Below are 26,755 nucleotides of genomic sequence, written 5' to 3' on the forward strand. Positions count from 1 at the left end.
CGATGCCGCCACCAGCGGGCCATGCTGGCCGCGCTCTGAGCACGCCGCAGCGGGTCAGGTGACGCGGTAGGCGCGGTAGCGCACGGTGCTGGCCTCGCGGATGCAGGATGCCACGAACAGCGCATCCTGCAGGTGTGTGAGGCGTGGCGACGAGGTCTCGATCGTGACCGTCGTGCGGAAGTAGTAGCGGTCGGGGTCGACCCGTTCGCCGCGGCCGAGCGCCGCGAGCACGTCGGCGGGCCCGGAGCGCACGCCCTGCGCCTGGAGATACACGCGGTCGCCGTCCGAGCCGATGGCGCTGTAGCGCCCGTCGATCTCCATCGCGCCGTCGGGGCGCACGCGCTGCCAGTCGGCGCCGCCGGGCTCGATCCGCAGGGCGAGGCCGCCGAGAGCCCCGGCATCCGTGATCGTCCCGCCGAGAATCGTGATGACGCGCCGATGCCCGGCGCGGGTGATGCCGTGGTCGGCGATGGGCGCGAGGTCGACGCTGACGTCGAACGCGGGCTCGAGAACGGGGACGGTCGGATTCATGCGGGCTCCTCGACGGATGCCGCCGACGCGGCGGACGTTGCGGGTGCGGCGGATGCGGCCGATCGCGCGCCGGCCACGGGCGTCCCGCCCGTGCGGCGGTGCGCGACGAGCAGATCGCGGAGCCTCTCGAGCGCGGGCAGCGCACGGTCGATCGCGGCGACCTCGCCCGGGGTCAGCTCGGCGGCGAGCCCGTCCACGAGGGCGGCGTTCGCTGCGTCGAACCGCTCGAAGTAGGCCAGCGCCCGCTCCGAGGCGACGACGTCGACCTGCCGGCCGTCGCGCTCGTGCGGCCGGCGCGCGGCGAGGCCGGTGCGCTCCATCGCGGCGAGCAGATTGCTCACCGACGGACGGCTCAGACCGAGCGCGGCGGCGAGCTCGCTCGGCGAGGCCACCGTCCCGCGGGGCAGGGCGCGGATGACCTCGATCTGCGCCTCGGGGAGGTCGGGCAGCTCCTCCTCCGCGAGCGTCGTCGCCAGCAGCGTGCGCCGCAACGGCGAGATCGCCGCCCAGAGCCTCGTCGGGTCGAGCCGTGTCGGGTCGCGCCGGGCGGCATCCGGCTCGGCGCTCATGCCGGCACCGTCAGTGACGAGCGCTGGCCCAGGGCATCGGGGTGGAAGCCCGCGGCGAGCTTGTAGTCCGCCGCGATCTGCTCCAGCTCGGTGGCGGGGATGACGTCGTGGACGTCGGCGAACCCCCGCGGCGCGCGCTCGCGGGCCAGGAGCATGACCTTCTCGGGCCCGGTCTGCCGCGTCATCTCGAGCAGCTTCGCCGTCGCCGGCCGGCGGATGTCGTCGTACACGGCCAGCGCCTCGTCGATGGAGGCCGCGGTCGCCAGCTGGAAGGCGAGGGTGCGCGCGTCGAGGATCGCCTGCGACCCGCCGTTCGAGCCGTTCGGGTACATGGCGTGGGCGGCGTCGCCCAGCAGAGTCGTCCGCCCGAAGCTCCACCGGGGCAGCGCGTCGCGGTCGACCATCGGATACTCCAGGATCTCTTCCGCCGCGGCGATCGCGGCGGGCACGTCGAGCCAGTCGAACCGCCAGTCGCGGAACAGCTCCGCGATCGGCGCCGGGTCGACGGTGCGGTTCCAATCGGCATCCGCAGAGCCCTCGCCCCGGCGCTCGGCGATGAAGTTGAGCCGCTGCAGACCGTCGGGCCGCGGCGCCTCGAGCGGGTAGGCGACGAACTTCTGGTCTCCGTCGCCGGCCATGATCATCGTGCGTCCGTCGAGGAACGGGGGCACGACGGCGGTGCCGCGCCACAGGGTCAGCCCGCTCCAGGCCGGATCGCCGTCGTCGGGGTAGCGCAGCGCGCGCAGGGCCGAATGGATGCCGTCTGCGCCGATCAGCACGTCGGCCTCGGCCTCGACCTCGCCGCCGCCGGTGGCGAATCGCGCCGTCGCGCCGTCTGCGCGGTCGGTCACCGCGACGAGCCGGTGGTCGAGGCGGATGGCATCGCCGAGCCGCTCGATGACGGCATCCCGCAGCATCAGTTGCAGCCGTCCGCGGTGCACGGACAGCTGCGGCCAGGCGTACCCCGCCTCGCGGCCCCGCGGCTCGCTCCAGATCGGCTGGCCGAACCGGTTGAAGTACGCGAGCGTCGCCGGGGCGACCCCGAGCGCGGCGACACGGTCGGCGAGGCCGAGCTCGGTCAGCTCGCGCATCGCGTGCGGCAGGAGGTTGAGCCCGACGCCGAGGCCGCGCAGCTGCGGCGTGCGCTCGTAGAGCGTGACGTCGCGGAACCCGGCCGCGTCGAGGCTGAGGGCGAGGGCGAGGCCGCCGATGCCCGCTCCGGCGATGGCGATGCGCATGGATGACTCCTTCGTCAGGCGTCTTTCGACGCGTCCGCAATAGTTTTGCATGTGAACTACCGCGATGTACACCCCCGCCCGCGCTCGCCCCCCGCCCGCCCCTCCGCGCCCGCCCACGGTGAGAAACCATTTCGAGCGTGAGAAACCACATCTGCAGTGGTTTCTCGCGCAGGATGTGGTTTCTCACGGCGGGCGGGGGCGCGGGCGGGGGCGGGCGGGTGGCCGTAGGCTCGGGGGATGGCGACCGGCGCGGTGATCCACACGTTCGATGTGCAGTTGGCGGACGTCGATCGCGGCGTGTACGAGGATCTGACGCTGCGGCTGGCGCAGCATCCGTCCGAGACGACGGCCTTCATGGCGGTGCGCCTGCTCGCGTACTGCCTCGAGTTCGCCGAGGGCATCGCGTTCAGCGAGGGAGTGTCGGCGACCGACGAGCCCGCCGTGCTCGTGCGCGACGCCACCGGCCGGCTCGTCGCCTGGATCGAGGTGGGCGCTCCGGATGCCGAGCGCCTGCACCGCGGCAGCAAGCTCGCCGACCGCACCGCGGTCTACAGCCACCGCGACCCGGCGCGGCTGCTGCCGCTGTGGGCGGGCAAGAAGATCCATCGTGCCGAAGACATCGTGCTGCGCACCTTCGACCCGGGATTCGTGGATGCCGCCGCCTCCGCGACCCTGCGCCGCAACGCGGTGACACTCTCGGTCACGGAAGGTCAGCTCTACCTCGACGTGAACGGCACGAGCCTGGCCACTGGCATCCACGAGCACCGCATCGCCTGACCGCGGACGCCGCAGACGCCGGACGCCACGGACGCCGCGGGCGCCGGATGCCGCGGACGCCGGATGCCGCGGGCGCCGCGGACGCCGGATGCCGCGGACGCCGGATGCCGCGGCTGCCGGCGCCCGCGCATCCGGCGCGCATCCAGCCGCGCATCCAGCCGCGCATCCAGCGCGCATCCAGCCGCGCATCCGCCGCGCATCCGGCGCGCATGCAGCGCGGGCACCGCGCGCACTACGCGAGGAAGCCGCGCAGCAGCGCCTCGGAGCCGGCGAGGTGTTCGAGCACGGCGGCGGCGGCGGCATCCGGTCGCCCCGCGAGGATCGCGGTCACGATGACCTCGTGCTGCTCGTCGGAGTGCTCGATGTTGCGCGGCAGCAGGGGAAAGGTGTCGAGCCAGCCGTTGACGCGGGCCCGGTTCTCGGTGACGAGCGGAATGACCGACGGGATGCCGGCGAGCTCGGCGATCGTCAGGTGCAGCAGCGAGTCGAGCCGCCGGTACTCGTCGGCCGCCGACCCGCGGGCGGCGACGTAGCGTGACCACAGCGCGTCGCGCTCCTGCGGCAGCAGGGCCCGCGCCGCCGCGGCCCGCGCCGCCCCCGCTTCCAGGATGCGCCGCAGGCCCAGCACGTCGTCCAGCTCTCCGGGCGCGATGGGCGCCGCGGCGGGGCGGGGGAGCGGATCGGCCACGAACGTCCCGCCGTAGCGCCCGCGCCGCGGCACGAGGTATCCGGTGTCGGCGAGCTCGCGAATCGCCTCGCGCACCGTGTCGCGGCTCACCCCGTACATCGCGGCGAGGTCGCGCTCGGGCGGCAGCGACTCGCCGGGAGCCACGACGCCGACGCGGATCGTCTGCACGAGCCGCGCGACGGTGTCCTCGAGCGCGTTGCCCCGCCGCACGGGGCGGTACACGGCCCTGCGCACTTCGTCGAGCCGCACGTCGGACATGGTCTACAGCGGTGTGACGTAGGCGTTCGTGATGCCGCCGTCCACGACGAATGCCGTCGCCGTGATGAAGGAGGCGTCGTCGGAGGCGAGGAACGCGACCGACGCGGCGAGCTCCTCCGGTTCGGCGAACCGGCCCATCGGCACGTGCACGAGCCGGCGCTGGGCGCGCTCGGGGTCCTTCGCGAACAGCTCCTGCAGCAGCGGTGTGTTGACCGGGCCGGGACACAGCGCGTTGACGCGGATCCCCTGCCTGGCGAACTGCACCCCGAGCTCGCGGGTGAGCGCGAGCACGCCGCCCTTGGATGCGGTGTAGGAGATCTGCGAGGTCGCCGATCCGAGCAGCGCCACGAACGACGCCGTGTTGATGATCGAGCCCTTCCCCTGCGGGACCATGTGGCGCAGGGCGGCCCGTGAGCACAGGTACACGCTCTTGAGGTTCACGTCCTGCACGCGGTCCCACGCCGGCAGTTCGGTCGTCTCGATCGAATCGTCGTCGGCGGGGGAGATGCCGGCGTTGTTGAACGCGATGTCGAGCCGGCCGAGGTCGCCCGCGACCGTGTCGAAGAGCCGATTGACGGATGCCTCGTCCGCGACGTCGACGGGACGGAACAGTCCGTCGACCTCCGCCGCCGCGCGCTCCCCGGCGGCGGGGTCCAGGTCGGCGATCACGACGCGCGCGCCCTCGGCGGCGAACCGCCGCGCCGTCGCGAGCCCGATGCCCGAGGCGCCGCCGGTGATCACCGCGACGCGGTCTTTCAGGCGCTGAGTGAGGTCGATGGTCATGGCGTTGTCTTTCTGTTCCGGTCGTTCGCGTCAGTGCGTCGCGAAGAAGACGTTCTTGGTCTCGGTGAAGTGCTCGGCGGCATCCGGTCCGAGCTCCCGGCCGAGGCCGGATGCCTTCATGCCGCCGAACGGCGTCCAGTACCGCACCGACGAGTGCGAGTTGACCGACAGCACGCCGCTGCGCACACCCCGCGCGACGCGCACGGCGCGGCCGAGGTTCTCGGTCCACAGCGACCCCGCGAGGCCGTAGATCGTGTCGTTGGCGAGGCGTACGGCATCCTCCTCGTCGTCGAACGGCAGCACCGCCACGATCGGCCCGAACACCTCCTCCTGCGCGATGCGGTCGCCGGGCCGGGCGAGCACGACGGCGGGTGCGAACCAGAAGCCGTCGCCGAGCGGACCGTCCGCCGCGGGCGCGGAGCCCCGGAAGGCGACGTCGGCGTCGTCGAGGAACGCGGCCACCGTCTCGCGGTGCGCCGCCGAGATGAGCGGGCCCATCTGCGTGTCGTCGAGCCCCGGCGCGCCCACGCGCCACGCCGCGACCGCGGGCTCGAGCAGTTCGAGGAAGCGGTCGTACACGCGGCGCTCGACGAGAATGCGGCTGCGCGCGCAGCAGTCCTGCCCGGCGTTGTCGAACACGGCGCCCGGCGCCTCGGCGGCCGCCCGCTCCAGGTCGGCGTCGGCGAACACGATGTTGGCGCTCTTGCCGCCCAGCTCCAGCGTGACGGGCTTGAGGGCGGTCGCGCAGCCGGCGGCGACCTCGACGCCGACCGACGTCGAACCGGTGAACACGACCTTTCGCACGTCCGGATGCGTGACGAACCGCTGGCCGACGACCGATCCCGACCCCGTGATCACCGTGAACAGGCCCTCCGGCAGCCCGGCCGCGAGCGCCAGCTCACCCAGGCGCACGGCGGTCAGCGGCGTCAGCTCGGCGGGCTTGAGCACGACGGCGTTGCCCGCCGCGAGCGCCGGGGCGAACGCCCACGACGCGATCGTCATCGGGAAATTCCACGGCACGATCACGCCCACGACGCCGTACGGCTCGTGGAAGGTGACGTCCAGCCCGCCCGGCACCGGGATCTGCCGCCCGCTCAGCCGCTCGGGGGCGCCCGCGTAGTAGTTCAGCACCTGCGCGACGTGCGCCGCCTCCCAGCGCGCCGAGGCGACGGGATGCCCGGAGTTGAGCACCTCGAGCTGCGCAAGCTCTTCGGTGTGCTCCTCGACGACGCGGGCGAATGCGCGCAGCGCGTCGGCGCGGGCGCCCGGGGCCAGCGCCGCCCAGGCGCGCTGCGCGCAGGCGGCGGCGGCGACGACGGCGTCGACCTCGTCGACGCTCGCCCGTGCCACGTCGCGGAACGCTCGCCCCGTGGCGGGGTCGATGAGAGTGACGGTGCTCACGCGCTCGCCTCCGTGGTGTGGTCGATGGGCGCCCGGCCGATCGCGGCGGCGTAGGCGGATGCCTCGGCCACGAGCCCGGCGAACAGTCGCCGGTCTTCGGCGTTCTCCTCGGGATGCCACTGCACCCCGACGAGGTAGCCGTCGCCGGTCGACTCGACCGCCTGCACGAGCCCGTCGTCGGTCTGCGCCGTGACGACGAGCCCGGCGCCCAGCCGGTCGACGCCCTGGTGGTGGTAGCTGTGCACGTCGAAGGCCCCGGCTCCCACGAGTTCCGCGAGGGCCGACCCCTCGGCGACGTCGACCCGGTTGGTCGCGAAGACGCCCCCGCCGATGCGGTAGCGCTCGGTGCCGAGCGCTTCGGGCAGGTGCTGGTGCAGCGTGCCGCCGCGGGCGACGTTGACCAGCTGCAGGCCGCGGCAGATCGCGAGCACCGGCATCCGGCGCTCCTGCGCGACGCGCAGCAGCGCGAGCTCCCACTCGTCGCGGTCGGGCCGCGCGGGGTCGGTGCGCGGGTCGCGCGGCGCCCCGTACAGCTCCGGCTGCACGTCGAGCCCGCCGGTGAGGATCAGCCCGTCCAGCCCGTCCAGGATCGCCTCGGCGACACCGGCCCCGGCCGGCTGCGGCGGCAGCAGCACCGCGATGCCCCCGGCATCGGTCACGGAGGTGAAGTACTGCTGCGGCAGGAACGCGGCCCGCACGTCCCACACGCCCTGCTTCGCCTGCTCGAGATACGTCGTCAGCCCGATGACGGGGGCGCGGCGCGGGCGCGCCGACACCTCAGAGTCGTTCGAAACCACGCACCCGCTCCCAGTCCGTCACGGCCGCTTCGAAGGCTTCGACCTCGATGCGCGCCTGGTTGAGATAGTGCTCCACGACGTCGTCGCCGAACGCCGCGCGCGCGATCGCCGAGTCGCGGAAGAGCCGGGCCGCCTCGCCGAGCGAGGTCGGCAGGTGGTCGACGCCCGCGTCGTAGGCGTTGCCGGTCAGCGCGGGCGGCAGCGGCAGCTCATGCTCGACGCCGTACAGCCCGCCGGCGATGATCGCCGCGATGCCGAGGTAGGGGTTCACGTCGCCGCCGGGCACGCGGTTCTCGACCCGCAGCGACGCGCCGTGACCGACGACGCGCAGCGCGCACGTGCGGTTGTCGACGCCCCACGCCACCCCGGTGGGCGCGAACGAGCCCTTCGCGTAGCGCTTGTACGAGTTGATCGTGGGGGCGTACAGCAGCGTGAACTCGCGGAGGGTCGCGAGGATGCCGGCGATCCAATGCTCCATGAGCGGGCTGAAGCCGTGCGCGCCGTCGCCCGCCATGACCGGCTCGCCGGACGCGGAGCGCACCGACAGGTGGATGTGGCACGAGTTGCCCTCGCGCTGGTCGAACTTCGCCATGAAGGTGATGGGCCTTGCCGTGGCGGTCGGCGATCTCCTTGGCCCCGTTCTTGTAGATCGTGTGGTTGTCGGCGGTCGTGACGACCTCGTCGTAGCGGAAGGCGATCTCCTGCTGACCGTCGTTGCACTCGCCCTTCACGCCCTCGCAGTACATGCCCGCGCCCTCCATGCCGAGGCGGATGTCGCGCAGCAGCGGCTCGATGCGGGTCGTCGCGAGCAGGTTGTAGTCCACGTTGTAGTCGGTCGACGGCGTCAGGCCGGCGTAGCGCCGGGCCCAGGCATCCCGGTACGAGTCGTCGAAGACGAGGAACTCCAGCTCCGTGCCCGAGTAGGCGACGAGGCCGCGTTCGGCGAGCCGCTCGCTCTGGCGGGTGAGGATGTCGCGCGGCGACTGCGCGACGCGGCGCCCGTCGAGCCAGGTGAGGTCGGCGATGACGAGGGCGGTCCCGGGGATCCAGGGGAGGCGGCGCAGGGTGGATGCGTCCGGCACCAGCACCATGTCGCCGTAGCCGGTCTCCCAGCTCGACATCGCATAGCCGTCGACGGTGTTCATGTCGACGTCGACCGACAGCAGATAATTGCACGCCTCGGCGCCGTGCGCGAGGATCTCCTCCCGGAACAGCCGGGCCGAGACGCGCTTGCCGGACAGGCGTCCCTGCGCGTCGGCGAACGCGACGACGACGGTGTCGATCTCGCCGGCGTCGATCGCGGCGTTCAACTCGGCGATGCCGAGCGGTGCGGATGTCGCCATGGCTCCTCCTCGGTGCTGCTCGTGGGTGCGTTTCCGACCTTTGCCGGTGCGTGCGGGACTCGTTCTCGGATGCTCGTGGGAATCATCCCACGGAAATCGTCACACGGATTTCACATTTAAAGGTAGACACAACGTACCTTTCAGCGCCATCCTCGATCCCAGGCAGAGACGACGGCGTCCTGGCTCCCCCGCTCCCGACGTGGAAGGACCCTGATGGCAGAGCAGAAGAAGGTAGGCGGCGTCACGTACACGGCCGCCGGGGCCGAGTACTTCGAAAACCGCAAGCTCAAGCGCGCCGCCGGCGTATGGGGGCTGTGGGGTCTCGCGGTCGCCGCGGTCATCTCCGGCGACTTCTCCGGCTGGAACGCGGGCATCGGCTTCGCCGGCTTCGGCGGCTACCTCATCGCCTTCGTGCTGCTGGTCGTCATGTACTACGGCCTCGTCTTCTCCATCGGCGAGATGGCGGCGGCGATGCCGCACACCGGCGGTGCGTATTCGTTCGCGCGCTCGGCGATGGGCCCGTGGGGCGGGCTGGCCACGGGCCTCGCCGAGACGGTCGAGTACGTCGCGACCACCGCGGTCGTCGTGTACTTCACGGCGCAGTACGCCAACGGCATCACCGCCGAACTGCTGGGCTTCGACCTGTCCGCCAGCATGTGGATCTGGTGGATCGTGCTGTACCTCGCCTTCATCGCCCTGAACGCGGCCGGCGCATCCGTCTCGTTCCGCTTCGCGATCATCGTGTCGATCCTGTCGATCGGGATCATCGTGGCGTTCGGCATCATGGCCCTGGTCACCGGGAACGTCGACTGGGGGAGCCTGTGGAACATCCCGATCGACGAGGCCGCGTTCGGGGCGAACGCGATCCTGCCGAACGGTCTCGTGCCGCTGCTGTTCGCGCTGCCGTTCGGGATGTGGCTGTTCCTCGGCATCGAGCAGCTGCCGCTCGCGGCGGAGGAGTCGCACAACCCGTCGCGCGACATCCCGCGCGCGGGCGTCTGGGCGCGCGGCACCCTCGTCGTGACAGGCCTGATCGTCGTGTTCCTCAACACCGGCGTGCTGGGCGCCGCCGAGACGGGCGCCTCGCTCGAGCCGCTGCTCGACGGCTTCCGCGTCATCGTCGGCGACCAGCTCGCGGCGCTGCTGTCGCTGTTCGCCGTCATCGGCCTGTTCGCGTCGCTGATGGGCATCATGTTCGCCTACGGGCGCAACATGTACTCCCTGTCGCGCGCGGGCTACTACCCCAAGTTCCTCTCCTACACCGGGAAGGCGCAGACCCCGTGGGTCGCCCTCATCGTCGGCGCGGCGATCGGCTTCGTCGCCCTGGTCATCGTGCAGGTCGCGGGCGGCGATGCGAGCCCGGCGGGTGTCATCGTGCTCAACATCGCCTGCTGGGGCGCGATCGTGTCGTACTGCCTGCAGAGCATCGCGTTCCTCGTGCTGCGCAAGAAGTTCCCGAACGCCGAGCGCCCCTACAAGAGCCCGTGGGGCCTGTTCGGGGCGTGGTCGGCACTCGTGATCGGCATCGCGACCTTCATCGGCTTCCTCGTGAACCCGACGTTCCTGCTGGCGATCGTCGCGATCATCATCGTCTACGCGCTGATCTTCCTCGGCTTCGCGCTGTACGGACGCCACCGCCTCGTCCTCTCGCCCGAGGAGGAGTACGCCCTGTCCGGCGGCCTGCACGGCGACCCGCAGGCCGAGGGCTACGACGCGATGGAGTCCGAGGTGTTCGGCGAGGGCGCCGGGAGGTAGCCCGGCCCACGCCACCCGCCGGGTGTATCACCCGGCGGGTGCTGCTTCTCCTCTCACAGAGGCGACCGTTGCGCACACGCGCGGCGCCGTGACCGGAGGAGCACACCATGGACGAGATCTACGACCCTCGACTGGCGGCGCACGTGGAGCGCGACGACGCCGGCCGGGTGCGAAGCATCCGCCACAGTCAGGAGCACTGGGTCTCCGAGGAGGGCGGGGCGGTCGAGGCCGCGATCGCGTACGTGCGCGCGCTGAGCGCGGACTTCGAGGCGCCGCCCGGCGAGCTCGCGCAGCTGCACGTTCCGGCGACGCACCTCGACCCGCGGCCCGCGCCGGTCGAATACCGTCTCGGCCGGGTCGTTCCGGCGTTCGACGCGACCACCGTGGGCTTCGATCAGACGATCGCGAACACGCCGGTGTGGCAGGCGGGGCTCGCCGTCACCGTCAAGTCGGGACCGAACCGCGTCGTTGCGGCGCAGAACACGAGCCACGACGACGTCGAGGTGCACCTTCCCTCCCGCGAGGTGATCGACCGCTACCTCGCGATCTTCGCGGCGGCGGATGCCGCGCGCACGCTCCGCGATCTCGGCCAGGAGCCCGGCGAGTCGAGCGAGACCGCCGAGGGCGAGACGCTCCTGGCGCGCGCCGTCGGCATCCGGACCACGGCGCGCAGCAAGCGGGCGGCGGCTCCGCACCTGATCCGCGGACGGTTCTGGGTATACTGCTACGTCGCGGCCGACCGGCTGCCCGCCGGGCACGGGCGGGAGCCTCAGCTCGGCGAATCGGCGGGGGCCGGCGCGGCGCCCGTACTCCCGCTGCCGCCGGTGGAGGAGAAGGAGATCGTCGAGGGGCAGCACTACCTCGTCGCCGAAATCTCGTTCGCGGCGGCCGTTCCGGGGCGCGAGGTGCTCACCTGGCAGGCGCTCGTCGAGCCGGCCTCCGGCACCGTCCTCTACCTGCGGGCGCTCTCGGGCGATGTGAACGGCCTCGTATACTCCCAGGACCCGCCGACCAAGACCGGCAACACCGCGTTGAACTCGGCATCCACCAACGCGACCCTCAGTCCGCATCGCGACGACCTGCCGCTGGCGAGCCTCGGCCCCGCCGTGGCCGGGACGCAGTCGCTGAGCGGAACGTACGCGCGCGTGCAGAACGTCGAGGGCGAGGCGATCGCGCCGCCCACGCGCCCGGCCGGCAACGACTTCGACTACGCGCCGCGCACCAACGACTTCGGCGCCGTGAGCGCGTACTTCCACGTCGACCGGCTGTTTCGCACGATCGCCGACCTGGGCTTCACGGTGACCGGCGCGGCCGGCATGTTCCGCAACACGACCTTCCCGATCCCCGTCGACCACCGCTGCTTCGCGGGCGCGACGATCAACGCGCACTGCGTCGGCAACGGCACCGGCGGCATCGGCCACGTCGGCTACGGCGTGATGGATGCCGGCGACCTCGCCAATCCCCTCGGGCGATCCGCCGATCCTCGCGTCACCTGGCACGAGGTCTGCGGCCACGGCATCCTGTACGAAGCCGTCAACAGCGCGAACTTCCGCTTCTCGCACAGCGCCGGCGACAGCCTGTCGGACATCTTCTTCGACCCCGACACGCACCTGTCCGGCGTCGATGGCACTGCGCTCGGCAAGCCCGGAGACCTGCGCTTCACGTACGTGCCGTGGCACCCGTCGCTCGACCGTCGCTCCGACCGCACGACCGCCGCCGGCTGGGCGTGGAACGGGGCGAACGACGACCGCGGCTACGGCTCGGAGGAGATCCTGGAGACGACGCTGTTCCGCGTGTACCGGTCGATCGGCGGCGACAGCCCCGACCTCGGGCGGCGGCGCTTCGCGTCGCGGATGATGCTCTACCTCATCCTGCGTGCGGTGCAGAGCCTCACCCCTGCGACCAACCCCGCCTACGCCCGCGACTTCGCGGCGGTGCTCATGGCGACCGACAGCCTGAACTGGACGTCGGAAGGCGTGTACGGCGGGGCGTACGGCAAGGTCATCCGCTGGTCGTTCGAGCTGCAGGGCGAGTATCAGTCCCCGCTCGTCGTGCGCGGCGGCCCCGGCGACGGCGCCGTGGCGACGCGCGGCCTGCCGCCCGCACAGGACGTCTACATCGACGACGGCCGTGGCGGCGAATACCCCTTCCAGCCCGTGCACTGGCACACCACGACGGTGTGGAACCGCCGCAGCCCCGACGGGCTGACGGGCCACGAGGAGCCCGAGATCGGGGCGACCAACTACGCGTACGTCAAGGTGAAGAACCGTGGCACGCAGACGGCGACCAACGTCGTCGTGCGCGGCTTCCACACCAAGCCCGGCGCCGGGCTGCTGTGGCCTGCCGACTTCACGGCGTTCACGACGCCGTCGATCTCGGCGGGGAGCATCGCGGGCGGCAACACGCAGGAGAAGATCGTCGGGCCCTTCGAGTGGACGCCGAACATCAACGCCTACGGGCACGACTGCATGCTCATGGTCGTGTCGGCCGACGGCGACGCTTCCAACGTCGACACGTTCGTCGCCGGCGAGTCGATCCCCGAATGGCGCCTCGTGCCCAACGACAACAACATCGCGCAGCGCAACGTCGTGCCGGTGCCCGGTGGCGGCGGCGGGGAGGGCCTGCTCGCGGGTCTGCACCGCATCCCGTTCCAGATCGGCAACCCGAACCCGCGGCGCGCCCGCATCCGGGTCGAGTCGGTGCTGCCGCCGCTGCTCGTCGAACGCGGCTGGCGTCTCGAGCTGGAGGGCGTGACCGAGGGGTTCGTGCTCGCGTCGGGTCGCAAGCGCGACGTCACGATCCTGCTGACCCCCGGTGCCGACTTCACCCGTGAAGACGTGGTCGCGGCGGGCGTCAGCGAGGTCGAACTGCGCGTCTACGCCGACGACAACCTCATCGGCGGGATGACCTACCACCTCGACCCCGACCTCAAGCGTCCCCACAACGGGGCCGTGAAGCCGCGGCGCGACTGCGCCGGATCGGCCCGGCAGCTGCTCGACTGCCTGGGGGTGCCGGACCAGCGGGTCGGCCGGGCGCACATCAAGGAGATCGTCGTGGGCATCAGCATCCGCGACGAGGGATGCTGAGGAGAAGATCATGGCCGACAGCGAGCTCATCGTCACGACCTCGTACGAGGTCCCGGATGCGGGCGAGGAAGGCGGGATGCTGCGCCTCGCGGGACGCGACGTGCGGCTCGACCCCGCACGCGGTTCGATCGCCGGCATCCTGGCCGTCCTGCGCCGCGTCAAGGAAGAGGGTCTCCCGATCGCGGTGCGCGTCGACGCCGACGGGATCGTCGAGGACGTGCGCCTGCCTCTCGTGGGGCATGTCGTGCGACTGGAGGGCGACGAGCGCCGGCTCGAGCTCGAGCTCGACACGTCGCACGCGCTGCTGCGTCTGGGGAAGGAGTCGCTCGGCCTCGCGCCGGTGCTGCGGCGGGCACTCGCCGTCGGCGTGCCGGTGATCGTCACCGTCGACGACGCCTCCCGGATCATCGACGCGCGCCCCTTCGTCCTCGATCCCGAGGGTCCGCTGCCGCCGCTGCCGCCGCTGCGGCCACCCTTCCCGCCCCGGCGCCCGTGGTTCGTCCCGATCTGGGAGTTGCTGCGTCATCTCCTGCGGTGGCCGTGGTGGCCCTGGTGGTGGTGGTTCGGCCTGTCCCGCGCGCGGGCGCAGCAGCTGTTCGACCAGCTGGCGACGCTGTCGTGCGCCCCGCTGACCGTGCCGGCACCGTGCATCCCCTTCCTCTACCCGGACGACGGATGCTGGGGGCGGGCGCACGAGATGTCACGGCTGCTCATCGCGAAGGGCGTGACCCCCGGGAAGGTCTGGATTCGCGGCGGGTTGCGCGTCGCGACGCGCAACAACCCCACGTGCGCCGTGCGCTGGGGGTGGCACGTCGCCCCGACGGTCATCGTGCGGCGGTTCCCGTGGCTGTCGCGGCGGATGGTGATCGACCCATCCCTGTTCGCGACGCCGGTCACCGAGGCGGTGTGGAAGGGGGTCCAGGGCGACCCCGCCGCCACCCTAACGCAGACGTCGTGGACGAAATTCAGCGACTGGTATCCCACCGACCCGACGTACGTCGAGACGAACAGGGTGCTCGCCCAGTACCGCGCCGCGCTCCAGTTGCGCTCGCTGCAGCAAGGACCTCCGCCGTACTCCAACTGCTGAAGCCGACTGCTGAAGGTCGGGCCGCCCCTATCCCTCCTCGTCGCCGTCCCGCTATTCTGCCCTCAACCGTCACCCGAACGACGGGGGCACCCGTCGCGTGAGCGGCGGGCGGGAGCGGCGTTGAGCGACAGGAGCAGCCATGAGTGATTTCGGCAGCACGACACCGGTGCGCATCGAGCATCCCGACGGCAAGGGGCTCGCCGCCGGCACGCTGGGACTGTGGGGCTCCACCGTCATCGGCCTGGCCTCGACGGCTCCGGTGTACTCCCTCGTCGCGACGCTCGGCTGGGTCGTGCTGGCGGTGGGCGCGCAGGCGCCGATCGCCTTCATCATCGCGTTCGTGCCGATGCTGTTCATCGCCTACGCCTACCGCGAGCTCAACAACGAGGTGCCCGACTGCGGCACGACGTTCACGTGGGGGACGAAGGCCTTCGGGCCGTGGGTGGGCTGGATGGGCGGCTGGGGCGTCGCGGTGGCCGGCATGGTCGTGCTCGCCAACCTCGCGCAGATCGGCTCGATCTACTTCTGGGCCCTGTTCGGCCTGGAGTTCGAGAACAACGACTGGCGCGTCGTGCTCGTCGCGGTGATCTTCATCGCCTCCATGACCTACATCAGCTGGCGCGGCGTCGAGATGGGCGAACGCATCCAGAACATCCTGCTGAGCATCCAGTACCTCGCCCTCGTCGTCTTCGTCATCGCCGCACTGTGGCAGTTCTTCGCCGGCACCGCGCCGCACCCGACGCCGTTCGACTGGGAGTGGCTGAACCCGTTCGGCTTCACCGACTGGCACGGCTTCACGCAGGCCGTGCTGCTCGCGCTGTTCATCTACTGGGGCTGGGACACGTGCCTGGCCCTGAACGAAGAGACGAAGGACCCCAAGCGCATCCCGGGTCTTGCCGCCCTGCTGACCTGCGTGCTGCTGCTCATCACCTACGTCTCGGTCACGATCGCCGCCATGATGTACGCCGGCCTCGGCGACGAGGGCGTGGGCCTGGGCAACGAGGCCAACGCCGACGACGTCTTCAGCGCGATCCGCGACGACCTGCTCGGCCCGTGGGGCTGGCTGCTCGTGGTCGCCGTGCTCATCTCGGCGGTGTCGTCGACGCAGACCACGATCCTGCCGACGGCGCGCGGCACGCTCGCGATGGGCGTGTACCGGGCGCTGCCCGAGCGGTTCAAGCACGTGCACCCGACGTACAAGACGCCGTCGTTCTCGACCCTCATCATGGGTGTCGTCGCGTCGCTGTACTACGTCGGGATGACCCTCGTCAGCGACAACATCCTGCAGGACTCGATCCTCTCTCTCGGTCTCGCCATCGCGTTCTACTACGCCATCACGGGGTACGCCTGCATCTGGTACTTCCGCCGCGAGCTGTTCACGTCGGCGCGCAACGTCGTCTACCGGTTCGTCTTCCCGCTGGTGGGTGCGCTCATGCTGACGTTCGCGTTCGTGCAGTCGGCGATCGACATGTACGACGTCGACTACGGCTACACGGTGCTGCTCGGCGTCGGCGGCACCTTCGTCGTCGGCATCGGTGCGCTGCTGATCGGCGTCGTGCTGATGTTCCTGTGGTACCTGTTCCCGCGGGCGAAGCCCTTCTTCGACGGGCGCAGCCTGAACCGCGAGACCCCCGTCATGGTGCCCGACGATCCGACCGACTACGTCCGCTCGGTCGACGGCGGCATCTGACCGCGGGCTCGGCGCCCGCACGGGTGCCAGGATGGGGGAATGACCACCCACGTCATCACCGGCGCCGGCTCGGGCATCGGTCGCGCGGTCGCGCGGCGGCTGGCCGCGCGCGGCGACCGGCTGATCGTCGTCGCCCGTGATGAGGCCCGCGCGGCGACGCTGACCGCCGACTTCCCCGGGGCGGTCGCGATCGTCGCGGACCTCGCCCGTCCCGAGGCGATCGCGCCGGCGGTGGGGGATGCCGGCATCCCCGGCGAGATCGACAGCCTCATCCACGCCGCGGGGATCGTGCAGCTCGGCCCCGTCGGGGCGCTGCCGCCGGCGGCCTGGACCGACCAGCTCGCCGTCAACCTCGTCGCCCCGGCGGAGCTCACGCGCGTGCTGCTGCCGCGGCTGCGCGCGGCGCGCGGGCAGGTGCTGTTCGTGGGCTCCGGAGCGAGCCTGAACGCGCACCCGGACTGGTCGGCGTACGCCGCCTCGAAGCACGGGCTCAAGGCGCTCGCCGACAGCCTGCGCGGCGAGGAGGCGCCGCACGGCGTGCGCGTGACGAGCGTCTACCCCGGGCGCACGGCGACGCCGATGCAGGCCGAGGTGCACGCCCAGGAGGGCGCGGTCTACGACCCGTCGCGCTGGATCGACCCCGAGTCGGTCGCGACCGCCATCCTCACCGCTGTCGACCTGCCGCCCGATGCCGTCATCAGCGACCTCACGGTCCGGCCGGGGCCGGCACGGTGACGGACAAGACGGCGAGCCTGGACACCGCGATCGTCCTGATCCCGCTGCTCGCGGTGCTCGCGCCGCTGGCCGCCCGGGCGATCGGGCCGTGGCTGCGCGTGCCGGTCGTCGTGTTCGAGCTCGTGCTCGGGATCGTCGTCGGGCCGAGCGTGCTGGGCTGGACCGGACCCTCGCCGCTCGTCGACCTGCTGGCCGAGTTCGGCCTGGCGATGCTCTTCTTCGTCGCCGGCACCGAGATCGAGTTCGCCGCGCTGCGCGGTCGCACCGGTCGCCGCGCCGTCGGCGGGTGGGTGGTCAGCCTCGCCGCCGGGTGCCTGCTGGGCCTTGTCGTCGCGCCCGGGATCGGCGCCCTCGTCGTCGGCATCGCGCTGGCCTCGACCGCCATCGGCACCCTGCTGCCGATCCTGCGCGACGCGGGCGAGCGCGACACTCCCTTCGGCCGCGCCGTCGGCGCGATCGGGGCGGTGGGCGAGTTCGGTCCGCTCGTCGCGATCTCGATCCTGCTCGGCGGGCGTGCCCCCGGAGCGGCCACGATCGTGCTCGCGATCTTCCTGCTCGTCGCGGCGGGCGCCATCTGGTACGCGGTGCGCGTGCCGCAGGGCGCGCTGCACCGGTTCGTGAACGCGACGCTGCACACGTCGGGCCAGTTCGCGGTGCGGGTCGTGATGCTGATCCTCGCCGGGCTCGTGGTCCTCAGCATCCTGCTCGACCTCGACATGCTGCTCGGCGCCTTCACCGCGGGGCTCGTCTGGCGGCTGCTCATGCGCGACGCCGGCGAGGCCGACCGCGCCGCCGTGGAGAGCAAGATCGAGGCCATCGCGTTCGGCTTCCTCGTGCCGGTGTTCTTCGTCTACACGGGCGTGACCTTCGACGTGGGCGCCCTGCTCGCCGAACCCCGGCTGCTCGCGCTCGTGCCGCTCGTGCTCGTGGTCATGCTCGTCGTGCGCGGCGTGCCGTCGCTGCTCGCCGCCCCGCTCGGCGCCGACGGCCGCACCCGCGGGGCCGTCCTGCTCATGGGCGCGACGGGGCTGCCGGTCATCATCGCGGTGACCGGCATCGGGGTCGCGCAGGGGCTCATCACGAGCGGCCTGGCGTCGGTCCTCGTCGGTGCCGGGATGCTGTCGGTGCTGCTGTTCCCCCTCATCGCGATCGGCCTGCGCGGGCGCCCGCTGGCGCGCGAACGGGCCGACGGCATCGCCGACGAGGAGGCCTGATGGCCGGGCCCGACGTGCACGACCTGTTCGACGACGCCCGCCGGCGCCTGGCCGGCCGGCCGCGCGAGCGGCTGGGCGACTGGGCCGCGGCGCGCAAGCTGCTCGGGTTCGGCCGTGCGCCGCGCATCGTCGCGGTGGGCGAGGCGTGGCACGTCGGCGTGCTGCTCGTGACGGATGCCGAGGTCTTCGCGACCGGCGAGATCCTCCGCGCCCGCGCCGACGTGCCGCGCGGCTACACGGCCGAGGCGCAGCGCGCGCGGGCCGCCCGCGCCGCCGCGGCATCCCGCGGAGGATTCGCCGAAGGCGAGGTCGTGCACGTCGGCTTCACCGCGGTCGACGTGGATGCCGTGGCCCGCGGCGAGCGTTCAGGCCCGCTGCTGGTGGTCGGCGGCATCCCGCACGTGCAGTGGAGCGCCGCCGCCGCCCCCCGCCCCCTCGCCGACTACCTCGACGACCAGCTCTCTCGCGTTCGGGGAGCGTGAATGGTTCGCTCTTCGGCGTTTTGAGAGCCACTTGCGCTCCCCGAACGCGGGCGACGTAGGCTGGGAGGATGCAGGCATGGCCCGGCGCGGCATATCCCCTGGGGGCGACGTTCGACGGCAGCGGCACCAACTTCGCCCTGTTCAGCGAGGTCGCCGAGCGCGTGGAGCTGTGCCTGTTCAGCGAGCGCGGCAAGGAGACCCGCGTCGAGCTGCGCGACGTCGACGCGTACGTGTGGCACGCGTACCTGCCCGGCATCCAGCCCGGTCAGCGCTACGGCTACCGCGTGTACGGGCCGGACGACCCCGAGCAGGGGCAGCGCTGCAACCCGAACAAACTGCTGCTCGACCCGTACGCGAAGGCCGTCGACGGCCAGGTGCAGTGGGGACAGCCCGTCTTCGGCTACACGTTCGGCGACCCCGATTCGCGTAACGACGAGAACTCCGCGGCATCCATGATGAAGGGCGTCGTCGTCAACCCGTTCTTCGACTGGGCCGGCGACCGCCCGCCGAAGACCCCGTACGCCGAGACGGTGATCTACGAGGCGCACGTGAAGGGGCTGACCGAGCGCCATCCCGCCATCCCGCCGGAAATCCGCGGCACGTACAGCGCGATCGGGCATCCGGTGATCATCGAGCACCTGCAGCGCATCGGAGTGACGGCGCTCGAGCTCATGCCGGTGCACCAGTTCGTCGACGACGACACCCTGCAGCAGAAGGGTCTCAGCAACTACTGGGGCTACAACACGATCGCCTTCCTCGCGCCGCAGAACACCTACTCCTCGACGGGTCAGCTCGGTCAGCAGGTGCAGGAGTTCAAGTCGATGGTGCGGGCGCTGCACGCGGCGGGCATCGAGGTGATCCTGGACGTGGTCTACAACCACACCGCCGAGGGCAACCACCTCGGCCCCACCCTGTCGATGCGCGGCATCGACAACGAGGCGTACTACCGCCTGGAAGACACGGACAAGCGCTACTACACCGACTACACCGGCACGGGCAACAGCCTCAACGTCGGCAATCCGCACACGCTGCAGCTGATCATGGACTCGCTGCGGTACTGGGTGCTGGAGATGCACGTCGACGGCTTCCGGTTCGACCTCGCGGCCACCCTCGCCCGGGAGTTCTACGAGGTCGACCGGCTCGCGGCGTTCTTCGAGCTCGTGCAGCAGGATCCGGTGGTCTCGCAGGTCAAGCTCATCGCCGAGCCGTGGGACATCGGCCCCGGCGGCTACCAGGTGGGCAACTTCCCTCCGCAGTGGACGGAGTGGAACGGCAAGTATCGCGACACCGTTCGCGACCTGTGGCGCGGCGAACCGTCGACACTCGGCGAGTTCGCGTCGCGCCTGACCGGCTCGGCCGACCTGTACGAGCACTCCGGGCGGCGGCCGGTGGCATCCATCAACTTCGTCACGGCACACGACGGGTTTACGCTGCGCGACCTCGTGTCGTACAACGAGAAGCACAACGACGCCAACGGCGAGGGCGGCAACGACGGCGAGTCACACAACCGCTCGTACAACCTGGGGGTCGAAGGCTCCACCGACGACCCGGCGATCCTGACGCTGCGGGCGCGGCAGCAGCGCAACTTCCTCGCGACGCTGCTGCTCAGCCAGGGCGTGCCGATGATCTCGCACGGCGACGAACTGGGCCGCACGCAGGGCGGCAACAACAACGGCTACGCGCAGGACAACGAGACGACCTGGGTCGACTGGACCCACGTCGACCAGCCGCTCGTCGAGTTCACCGCGGCGCTGACGAAGCTGCGGCGCGAGCATCCGACCTTCCGGCGCAGCCGCTTCTTCGACGGCCGTCCGGTGCGCCGCGAAGAGGGCGCGCCGGTGCCCGACATCGCGTGGCTGCGGCCCGACGGCACGCTCATGCAGCCCGAGGACTGGGAGTCGGGGTTCGGGCGCGCGGTGGGGGTCTTCCTCAACGGCGACGGCATCCGCGAGCGCGACCGGCGCGGGGAGGACATCCACGACCGGCACTTCTTCGTGCTGTTCAACGCCGGCGACGATGTCGTCGCGTTCACGATCCCGTCCACCGACTTCAGCCCGCGGTGGGACGTCGTCGTCGACACGGCGGGCGCGCTGACGGAGTCGGGTCCGTTCAGCGGCGGCGACGTCGTCGACCTCGCGGCGAAGTCGCTCGTCGTCCTGACGCAGCACGAGGAGATCCAATCCGACCCCGACCATTCCGTCGCCGCCTCGCTCGCGGCGTGGACCTCGCCGGTCGACATCGTGCACGTCGCGTCGCCGGTCCACCCGACCGAGGGGGTTTCGGGATGACCCCCTCCTCGACGTACCGGCTGCAGCTGCGTCCCGGGTTCGGCCTGGATGCCGCCGCCGCCCTCATCCCGTACCTGCGCGACCTCGGGGTCGGATGGGTGTACCTGTCGCCGATCCTGCAGGCCGCCGGGTCGGAGCACGGGTACGACGTCGTCGACCCGACCACGGTGGATGCCGCCCGCGGCGGCCCGGAGGCGCTCGCGCGGCTGGCGGACGCTGCCCACGAGGCCGGGCTCGGCGTGCTCGTGGACATCGTGCCCAACCATCTCGGCGTGGGCGATCCGGCGCAGAACCCGTGGTGGTGGGACGTGCTGCTGCGCGGGCCGTCGTCGGCGCATGCCGCGGCGTTCGACATCGATTGGGATGCCGGGGACGGCCGCGTCCTGCTCCCGATCCTCGGGGAGCCGCTCGAGGAGGCGCTCGCGGCGGAGGCGATCGCGGTGGGGCCCGATGGGCTGGCGCGATACGGCGACCACGAGCTGCCGCTGGCCGAGGGCACGGCACCGTCGTCGGCGACGCAGGATGCCGACCTCGTGCGCGACGTGCTCGCCCGGCAGCACTGGGCGCCGATCTTCTGGCGCCGTGGCGATGCCGAGCTGAACTACCGCCGGTTCTTCACGATCGCATCCCTCGCCGGGGTGCGCGTGGAGGATCCGGACGTGTTCGACCGGGCGCACGGCGAGATCCTGCGGTGGGTGGGCGAGGGGCTCGTCGACGGGCTGCGGATCGACCACCCCGACGGCCTCGCCGACCCCCGCGGCTACCTGGAGCGGCTGGGCGCGGCCGTCGCCGCCAGCCCCCGATGGGCGGCACCTCCCCGGGCGTTGAGCGACGCTGCCGGCGAAGACCAAACGCCTGCGGCATCCGTCTACACCGTGATCGAGAAGATCCTCGAGCCCGGCGAGCAGCTGCCACCGAGCTGGGCGGCCCTCACCGCCGGAACCACCGGCTACGACGCGCTCGCCGAGATCGACCGGGTGCTCGTCGATCCGGCCGGGCGAGCCGGACTCGACGCGATCGACGCGGACCTGCGCGCCGAGACCGGGGCGCCCCCGCCGGCCGCGTACGACACCCTCGTCCGCGACGCGAAGCGCGCGGTCGCGGGCACCTCGCTGCGCGCCGAGGTGGCGCGGCTCGTGCGGGTGGCTGAGGCATCCGGAATCGCCGCAGCGCTCGGCGACGCCACCGAGGATGCCATCGTGGAGCTGCTCGCGGCCTTCCCTGTGTACCGCGCCTACCTGCCCGACGGCGTGGACGACCTGGAGCAGGCGGTCGAGGATGCCGCTTCCCACCGGCCCGACCTCGCCGCGGCGTTCGGCGAACTCGCCGAACGGATGTGGGCGCATCCCGAATCGGAGTTCACGCGGCGGTTCATGCAGACGGCCGGGCCGGTGATGGCCAAGGGCGTCGAGGACCGCACGTTCTACCGGTACACGAGGCTGACGTCGCTGACGGAGGTGGGGGGAGATCCGGCGGAGTTCGGGCTGGATGTGCCCGCGTTCCACGCCGCGGCGTCGCGGCGACAGGCCGACTGGCCGCACACGATGACGGCCCTGTCGACGCACGACACCAAACGCAGCGAGGACGTGCGGGCGCGCCTCGCGGTGCTCGCCGAGGTGCCCGAACGCTGGGCCGGGGTGCTCGGCGAGCTGCGGCAGGTCGCGTCGACCGGCGACGGGCCGTTCGACAACCTCCTGTGGCAGGCCGTCGTGGGGGTGTGGCCGGCCGCGCCGGAGCGCCTGCGGGCCTACGCGATCAAGGCCGCGCGCGAGTCGGGTGAGCACACGAGCTGGACCGACCCCGACCCCGCGTTCGAGGAGCGGGTCTCGCACGTCGCGCTCGCCGCGGACGGCGCGGCGGACGTGCTCGACGCCTTCGTCGCTTCGATCGACGCGGCGGGACGGTCGAACGCCCTGTCGGCGAAGCTGCTGCAACTGGCCGGCCCGGGCGTGCCCGACGTGTACCAGGGGACCGAGCTGTGGGACCACTCGCTCGTCGACCCCGACAACCGCCGCCCCGTCGACTTCGAGCGGCGTCGCCGGATGCTGGCCGCGCTGGATGCGGCGGATGCCGGTGCCGCTGCGCCGCCGGCCGACGGCGGGTCGGGCGTGGCCGGGCCTGGCGCTGTCGACGGCGCCGATGAGTCGGGCGCTATCGACGGTGTGGACGAGCGGGACGTGGTCGACGACGCTTCGGGTGGGAACGGCGACGATGCGTCGGGTGCGGACGGGCCGGGCGCTGTCGATGGCGCGGACACCGCAGGTGCCGAGGCGTACGAACTACCTCCCGTCGATGCGACCGGCATGGCGAAGATGCTCGTGACCGCTCGCACGCTGCGGCTGCGCCGCGACCGGCCCGAGCTGTTCACCGGGTACGCGCCGGTCGATGCGGAGGGGCCGGCATCCGGTCATGTCGTCGCGTTCGACCGCGGCGGCGCGATCGCCGTCGCGACGCGGCTGCCGGTCGGGCTCGCCGCGCGCGGCGGCTGGGACGACACGAGCCTGATCCTGCCGCCCGGCACCTGGCGCGATGTCTTCACCGGCACGTCGTTCGAGGGCGATGCCCCCGTGCTGCTCGCCGACCTGCTCGCGACCCACCCCGTGGCCCTGCTCGCCCCCTAGCGCTGCTCCCCCCGAGGCGCTGGTTCGGTCGCGGCGACCTGCGGGTCGCGACGTGTGGCACCCGCAGTTTGCCGCGACTGAAGTGGGGGTGCGTGTGTTCGGTCGCGGCGGATTGTGGGTCGTGACGTGTGGCACTCGCAGTTTCCCGCGACTGAGGTCGGCGAGCTGGGGTGGGGGTGCGTATGTGGGGGTGGGTGTGTTCGGTCGCGGCGAATTGTGGGTCGTGACGTGTGGCACCCGCAGTTTCCCGCGACTGAAGCTGAGGAGCTGAGGCTGAGGAGCCGAGGTGGGGGTGCGTATGTCGGGGTGCGGGTGTTCGGTCGCGGCGAATTGTGGGTCGTGACGTGTGGCACTCGCAGTTTGCCGCGACTGAAGCTGAGGAGCTGAGGCTGAGGGGCTGAGGCTGGGGAGTTGACGCTGAGGAGCTGGGGTTGGGGTGCGTATGTGGGGGTGCGGGTGTTCGGTCGCGGTGAATTGTGGGTCGTGACGTGTGGCACTCGCAGTTTGCCGCGACTGAAGCTGAGGAGCTGAGGCTGAGGGGCTGAGGCTGGGGAGTTGACGCTGAGGAGCTGGGGTTGGGGTGCGTATGTGGGGGTGGGTGTGTTCGGTCGCGGTGAATTGTGGGTCGTGACGTGTGGCACTCGCAGTTTGCCGCGACTGAGGTCGGGGTGCGGGTGTTCGGTCGCGGTGAATTGTGGGTCGTGACGTGTGGCACTCGCAGTTTGCCGCGACTGAAGCCGAGGGGCTGAAGCCGAGGGGGCTGAAGCCGAGGAGCTGAGGGGCCGGGGGCTGAGAAACCGACGGGGTGAAGAAGCGCGCGGGCGTGAGTGGCGCATAGCCTGGGAGGGTGATCGAAGTGTGGGCGCCCAGGGCGGGACGCGTGCGGCTGCGGCGTCCGGGACAGGACGATGTCGAACTGGCGGCGACGGATGCCGGGTGGTTCCGCGGCGACGTCGACCTCGCCCACGGCGACGAGTACGGGTTCGTCCTGGGCGAGCCCTCGACCGGCCCGGAGACCGATGACGGGTCGGGACCCGAGGGGGACTCGGGGGCAGGTCCACGCTCAGAGACCGAGACCGCGAGCGACGGTGCGGCGGTGCGGCCTGACCCGCGCTCGCGGCGGCAGCCGCGCGGGGTGCACGAGCTGTCGGCGTGGGACGACCCGGCATCCTTCGCCTGGAGCGACCACACCTGGACCGGGCGCCAGCTCGCGGGCGGGCTGATCTACGAGCTGCACGTCGGCACGTTCACCCCCGAGGGCACGCTCGACGCGGCCACCGGCCGGCTCGGGCATCTCGTCGACCTCGGCGTCACGCACGTCGAGCTGCTGCCGGTGAACGGTTTCAACGGCACGCATAACTGGGGGTACGACGGCGTGCTCTGGTACACCGTGCAGGAGGACTACGGCGGCCCCGACGCCTACCGCCGCTTCGTCGACGCGGCGCACGCCGCCGGGCTCGCGGTGGTGCAGGACGTCGTCTACAACCATCTCGGCCCGTCGGGCAACTACCTGCCCGAGTTCGGTCCGTACCTGCGCGACGGCGACCGCAACACGTGGGGCTGGACGCTCAACCTCGACGAGCCCGCGGTGCGCGAGCACATCATCGGCAACGCGCTGATGTGGCTGCGCGACTTCCACGTCGACGGGCTGCGCCTGGATGCCGTCCACGCCCTGCGCGAATCCGACGGCAGCCCGGTGCACCTCCTGCGCGAACTGGCCGAGCGCGTCGACGCGCTGAGCGCCCACCTCGGCCGCCCGCTGACGCTCATCGCCGAGAGCGACCTCAACGACCCGGTCATGATCCTGCCGCGCGAGGCCGGCGGGTACGGGCTGGCGGCGCAGTGGTGCGACGACTGGCATCACGCCGTGCACGTCGCGCTCACCGGTGAGACGAGCGGCTACTACGCCGACTTCGCCGACCCCCGGGCGCTGCCGAAGACGTGGGCGGGCGGCTTCTACCACGACGGCACCTCCTCCAGCTTCCGCGGACGCCCGCACGGGATGCCGCTGCCGCCCGACGTCCCCGCCTGGCGCCTGGTGACCTTCGCGCAGGACCACGACCAGATCGGCAACCGGGCGGCCGGCGACCGCCTCGCGGCGACCCTGCCGTTCGCGCGCCTGGCCGTGGCCGCCGTGCTCACGCTCACGGCGCCCGGGACGCCGATGCTGTTCATGGGCGAGGAGTGGGGCGCGTCGACGCCCTGGCAGTATTTCACGTCGCACCCCGAGCCCTGGCTCGCCGAGGCCACCCGCCGCGGCCGCCGTGCCGAGTTCGCCCGCATGGGCTGGGACGAGGCCCTCGTCCCCGACCCCAACGACCCCGCGACCTTCCAGCGGTCGAAGCTCGACTGGACCGAGACCGATGCCGGCGACCACGCCCGCCTCCTCGCCCTCTACCGGCGTCTGGCCCGGCTGCGGCGCGAGCGCCCGCAGCTGACCGAGCCGCTGCTCGCGGCATCCTCCGGGCAATCCGCCGGCCCGGGGCGCTGGATCCTGCGCCGGTCGGCCGCCGTCGTCTACGTCAACCTGACCGACGAGCCGTGGACGGTCGACGCCGGCGACCGGGTGGTGTGGCTCGCCACCGTGGCTGCAACGTCGGATGCCGCGGCCAGCGCCGACGGCCTCGTCATCGCCCCGGAATCCGCCGTCGTCGCGGGCCCGGCCTGACCGCTCAGAAGGCGCGCGCGAAGGCGCGGAGGATCCGGACCGGTTCGGTGACGGATGCCGCGAGCACGTGCCCGGCGAGGCGCTCGTAGTCGCGGGCGTCGAAGTATCCGTCGTCGCGATACACCGCCATGCGCTCGGTGAAGGCCCGGGTCGTGGGCTCGGGGTGGAACTGCGTCGCATACAGCCGGTCGCCCACGCGGTACGCCTGCACCGGGCAGGCGTCGTTGGTGACGAGCAGGGTGGCGCCGATCGGCAGCCGGGCGATGCCCTCCTTGTGCGCCGTCAGCACCGTGAAGGTCTGCGCGAGCGCGCCGAACACGGGGTCGCGCCGGCCCTCGTCGGTGAGCGTGACGACGGCGGGCCCGGTGTCCTCCGGGAACGCCCGGGTGACGTCGCCGCCCAGCGCCCGCGCCGCGACGCCGATGCCGTAGCAGGTGAACAGCACCGCCAGCTCGCCCCGCGCGGCGGTGTGCGCGAGGTGCGAGAGGTCGGCCTCGAGCCGCAGCTGCGCCGGCGTCTTGCTCGACTCGGGGTCGGTCATGTTGAAGGGGCTGCCGCCGACGACGGCGCCGCGCCAGCGGGTGGCGGCATCCGTCGGCCAGGGGTCGCGCACGAGATCCCAGGGCTCCAGGGCGTCTTCGTCGAGGTGCATCGCCGTCCGGAACGACTCGTACTCGGCCCGCGCCGCGCCCTGTTGCGGACGCGCGCAGACGTAGACGAGCGGGGTCATGCCGAGAGTCTAGG

The 26,755-nt window shown here is 72.0% G+C and carries 19 protein-coding genes and 1 pseudogene; 11 read left to right on the forward strand and 9 right to left on the reverse strand.

Going from position 1 to position 26,755, the window contains the following annotated elements; translation table 11 throughout:
• Window positions 1-54 precede the first annotated feature (54 nt).
• Genes QM720_RS06660 through QM720_RS06670 form a run of 3 tightly spaced genes read right to left on the reverse strand, consistent with a single transcriptional unit; the run spans window position 55 to window position 2,338 of the window.
• Window positions 55-531 (reverse strand): DUF3237 domain-containing protein, encoded by a 477-nt coding sequence (locus tag QM720_RS06660; protein ID WP_415125353.1) that lies wholly within the window; start codon window positions 529-531, stop codon window positions 55-57.
• Window positions 528-1,100, reverse strand: coding sequence for a MarR family winged helix-turn-helix transcriptional regulator (locus QM720_RS06665; RefSeq protein WP_415125354.1), 573 nt, complete (start codon window positions 1,098-1,100; stop codon window positions 528-530). The genes QM720_RS06660 and QM720_RS06665 overlap by 4 nt, the downstream gene beginning before the upstream one ends.
• Window positions 1,097-2,338 (reverse strand): flavin-dependent oxidoreductase, encoded by a 1,242-nt coding sequence (locus tag QM720_RS06670; RefSeq protein ID WP_415125355.1) that lies wholly within the window; start codon window positions 2,336-2,338, stop codon window positions 1,097-1,099. Before QM720_RS06670 ends, QM720_RS06665 begins: the two co-directional genes overlap by 4 nt.
• Before the next feature lie 237 nt (window positions 2,339-2,575).
• Between QM720_RS06670 and QM720_RS06675 the strand changes: the two genes are divergently transcribed.
• Window positions 2,576-3,115, forward strand: a complete 540-nt coding sequence (locus QM720_RS06675) for a YaeQ family protein (RefSeq protein WP_415125356.1) — start codon at window positions 2,576-2,578, stop codon at window positions 3,113-3,115.
• Between the two features lie 232 nt (window positions 3,116-3,347).
• On the opposite strand, the gene QM720_RS06680 is transcribed toward QM720_RS06675, so the two are convergent.
• The 5 genes and pseudogenes from QM720_RS06680 to QM720_RS06700 form a co-directional block, all read right to left on the reverse strand.
• Window positions 3,348-4,061, reverse strand: a complete 714-nt coding sequence (locus QM720_RS06680) for a FadR/GntR family transcriptional regulator (RefSeq protein WP_415125357.1) — start codon at window positions 4,059-4,061, stop codon at window positions 3,348-3,350.
• A gap of 3 nt (window positions 4,062-4,064) precedes the next feature.
• Window positions 4,065-4,844, reverse strand: a complete 780-nt coding sequence (locus QM720_RS06685) for a 3-oxoacyl-ACP reductase (protein WP_415125358.1) — start codon at window positions 4,842-4,844, stop codon at window positions 4,065-4,067.
• A gap of 30 nt (window positions 4,845-4,874) precedes the next feature.
• The gene (locus QM720_RS06690; RefSeq protein WP_415125359.1) at window positions 4,875-6,245 is read right to left on the reverse strand and encodes an aldehyde dehydrogenase family protein; all 1,371 of its coding nucleotides are present in this window, start codon (window positions 6,243-6,245) and stop codon (window positions 4,875-4,877) included.
• Window positions 6,242-7,042 (reverse strand): gamma-glutamyl-gamma-aminobutyrate hydrolase family protein, encoded by an 801-nt coding sequence (locus QM720_RS06695; protein WP_415125360.1) that lies wholly within the window; start codon window positions 7,040-7,042, stop codon window positions 6,242-6,244. The genes QM720_RS06690 and QM720_RS06695 overlap by 4 nt, the downstream gene beginning before the upstream one ends.
• Window positions 7,023-8,385 (reverse strand): annotated as a pseudogene (locus QM720_RS06700) (glutamine synthetase family protein). The gene QM720_RS06695 and the pseudogene QM720_RS06700 overlap by 20 nt, the downstream one beginning before the upstream one ends.
• Before the next feature lie 213 nt (window positions 8,386-8,598).
• On the opposite strand from QM720_RS06700, the gene QM720_RS06705 reads away from it, so the two are divergent.
• The 10 genes from QM720_RS06705 (at window position 8,599) to treZ (ending at window position 26,011) form a co-directional block, all read left to right on the forward strand.
• On the forward strand, window positions 8,599-10,140 hold the full coding sequence (locus QM720_RS06705; protein WP_415125361.1) for an amino acid permease: 1,542 nt from the start codon (window positions 8,599-8,601) through the stop codon (window positions 10,138-10,140).
• Window positions 10,141-10,247: 107 nt separating this feature from the next.
• On the forward strand, window positions 10,248-13,226 hold the full coding sequence (locus QM720_RS06710) for a hypothetical protein (RefSeq protein ID WP_415125362.1): 2,979 nt from the start codon (window positions 10,248-10,250) through the stop codon (window positions 13,224-13,226).
• A gap of 10 nt (window positions 13,227-13,236) precedes the next feature.
• The gene (locus tag QM720_RS06715) at window positions 13,237-14,313 is read left to right on the forward strand and encodes a protein-glutamine glutaminase family protein (protein WP_415125363.1); all 1,077 of its coding nucleotides are present in this window, start codon (window positions 13,237-13,239) and stop codon (window positions 14,311-14,313) included.
• Between the two features lie 139 nt (window positions 14,314-14,452).
• The gene (locus QM720_RS06720) at window positions 14,453-16,003 is read left to right on the forward strand and encodes an APC family permease (RefSeq protein WP_415125364.1); all 1,551 of its coding nucleotides are present in this window, start codon (window positions 14,453-14,455) and stop codon (window positions 16,001-16,003) included.
• A gap of 39 nt (window positions 16,004-16,042) precedes the next feature.
• Window positions 16,043-16,738, forward strand: a complete 696-nt coding sequence (locus QM720_RS06725) for an SDR family oxidoreductase (protein ID WP_415125365.1) — start codon at window positions 16,043-16,045, stop codon at window positions 16,736-16,738.
• Window positions 16,735-17,952 carry a cation:proton antiporter gene (locus QM720_RS06730; RefSeq protein ID WP_415125366.1) on the forward strand — a complete coding sequence of 406 codons (1,218 nt, stop codon included), beginning with the start codon at window positions 16,735-16,737 and terminating at the stop codon, window positions 17,950-17,952. The genes QM720_RS06725 and QM720_RS06730 overlap by 4 nt, the downstream gene beginning before the upstream one ends.
• Window positions 17,952-18,434 (forward strand): glutaminase, encoded by a 483-nt coding sequence (locus tag QM720_RS06735; protein WP_415125367.1) that lies wholly within the window; start codon window positions 17,952-17,954, stop codon window positions 18,432-18,434. Before QM720_RS06730 ends, QM720_RS06735 begins: the two co-directional genes overlap by 1 nt.
• A gap of 68 nt (window positions 18,435-18,502) precedes the next feature.
• Window positions 18,503-20,722, forward strand: coding sequence for a glycogen debranching protein GlgX (gene glgX / locus QM720_RS06740; RefSeq protein ID WP_415125368.1), 2,220 nt, complete (start codon window positions 18,503-18,505; stop codon window positions 20,720-20,722).
• Window positions 20,719-23,343, forward strand: a complete 2,625-nt coding sequence (gene treY, locus QM720_RS06745; RefSeq protein ID WP_415125369.1) for a malto-oligosyltrehalose synthase — start codon at window positions 20,719-20,721, stop codon at window positions 23,341-23,343. The genes glgX and treY overlap by 4 nt, the downstream gene beginning before the upstream one ends.
• An 847-nt stretch (window positions 23,344-24,190) precedes the next feature.
• Window positions 24,191-26,011, forward strand: coding sequence for a malto-oligosyltrehalose trehalohydrolase (gene treZ / locus QM720_RS06750; RefSeq protein WP_415125370.1), 1,821 nt, complete (start codon window positions 24,191-24,193; stop codon window positions 26,009-26,011).
• 4 nt (window positions 26,012-26,015) lie between these two features.
• On the opposite strand, the gene QM720_RS06755 is transcribed toward treZ, so the two are convergent.
• Window positions 26,016-26,741 (reverse strand): glutamine amidotransferase-related protein, encoded by a 726-nt coding sequence (locus QM720_RS06755; RefSeq protein ID WP_415125371.1) that lies wholly within the window; start codon window positions 26,739-26,741, stop codon window positions 26,016-26,018.
• Between the last annotated feature and the right edge of the window lie 14 nt (window positions 26,742-26,755).

The organism is Microbacterium sp., from assembly GCF_047602155.1.
Classification (GTDB): Bacteria; Actinomycetota; Actinomycetes; order Actinomycetales; family Microbacteriaceae; genus Microbacterium.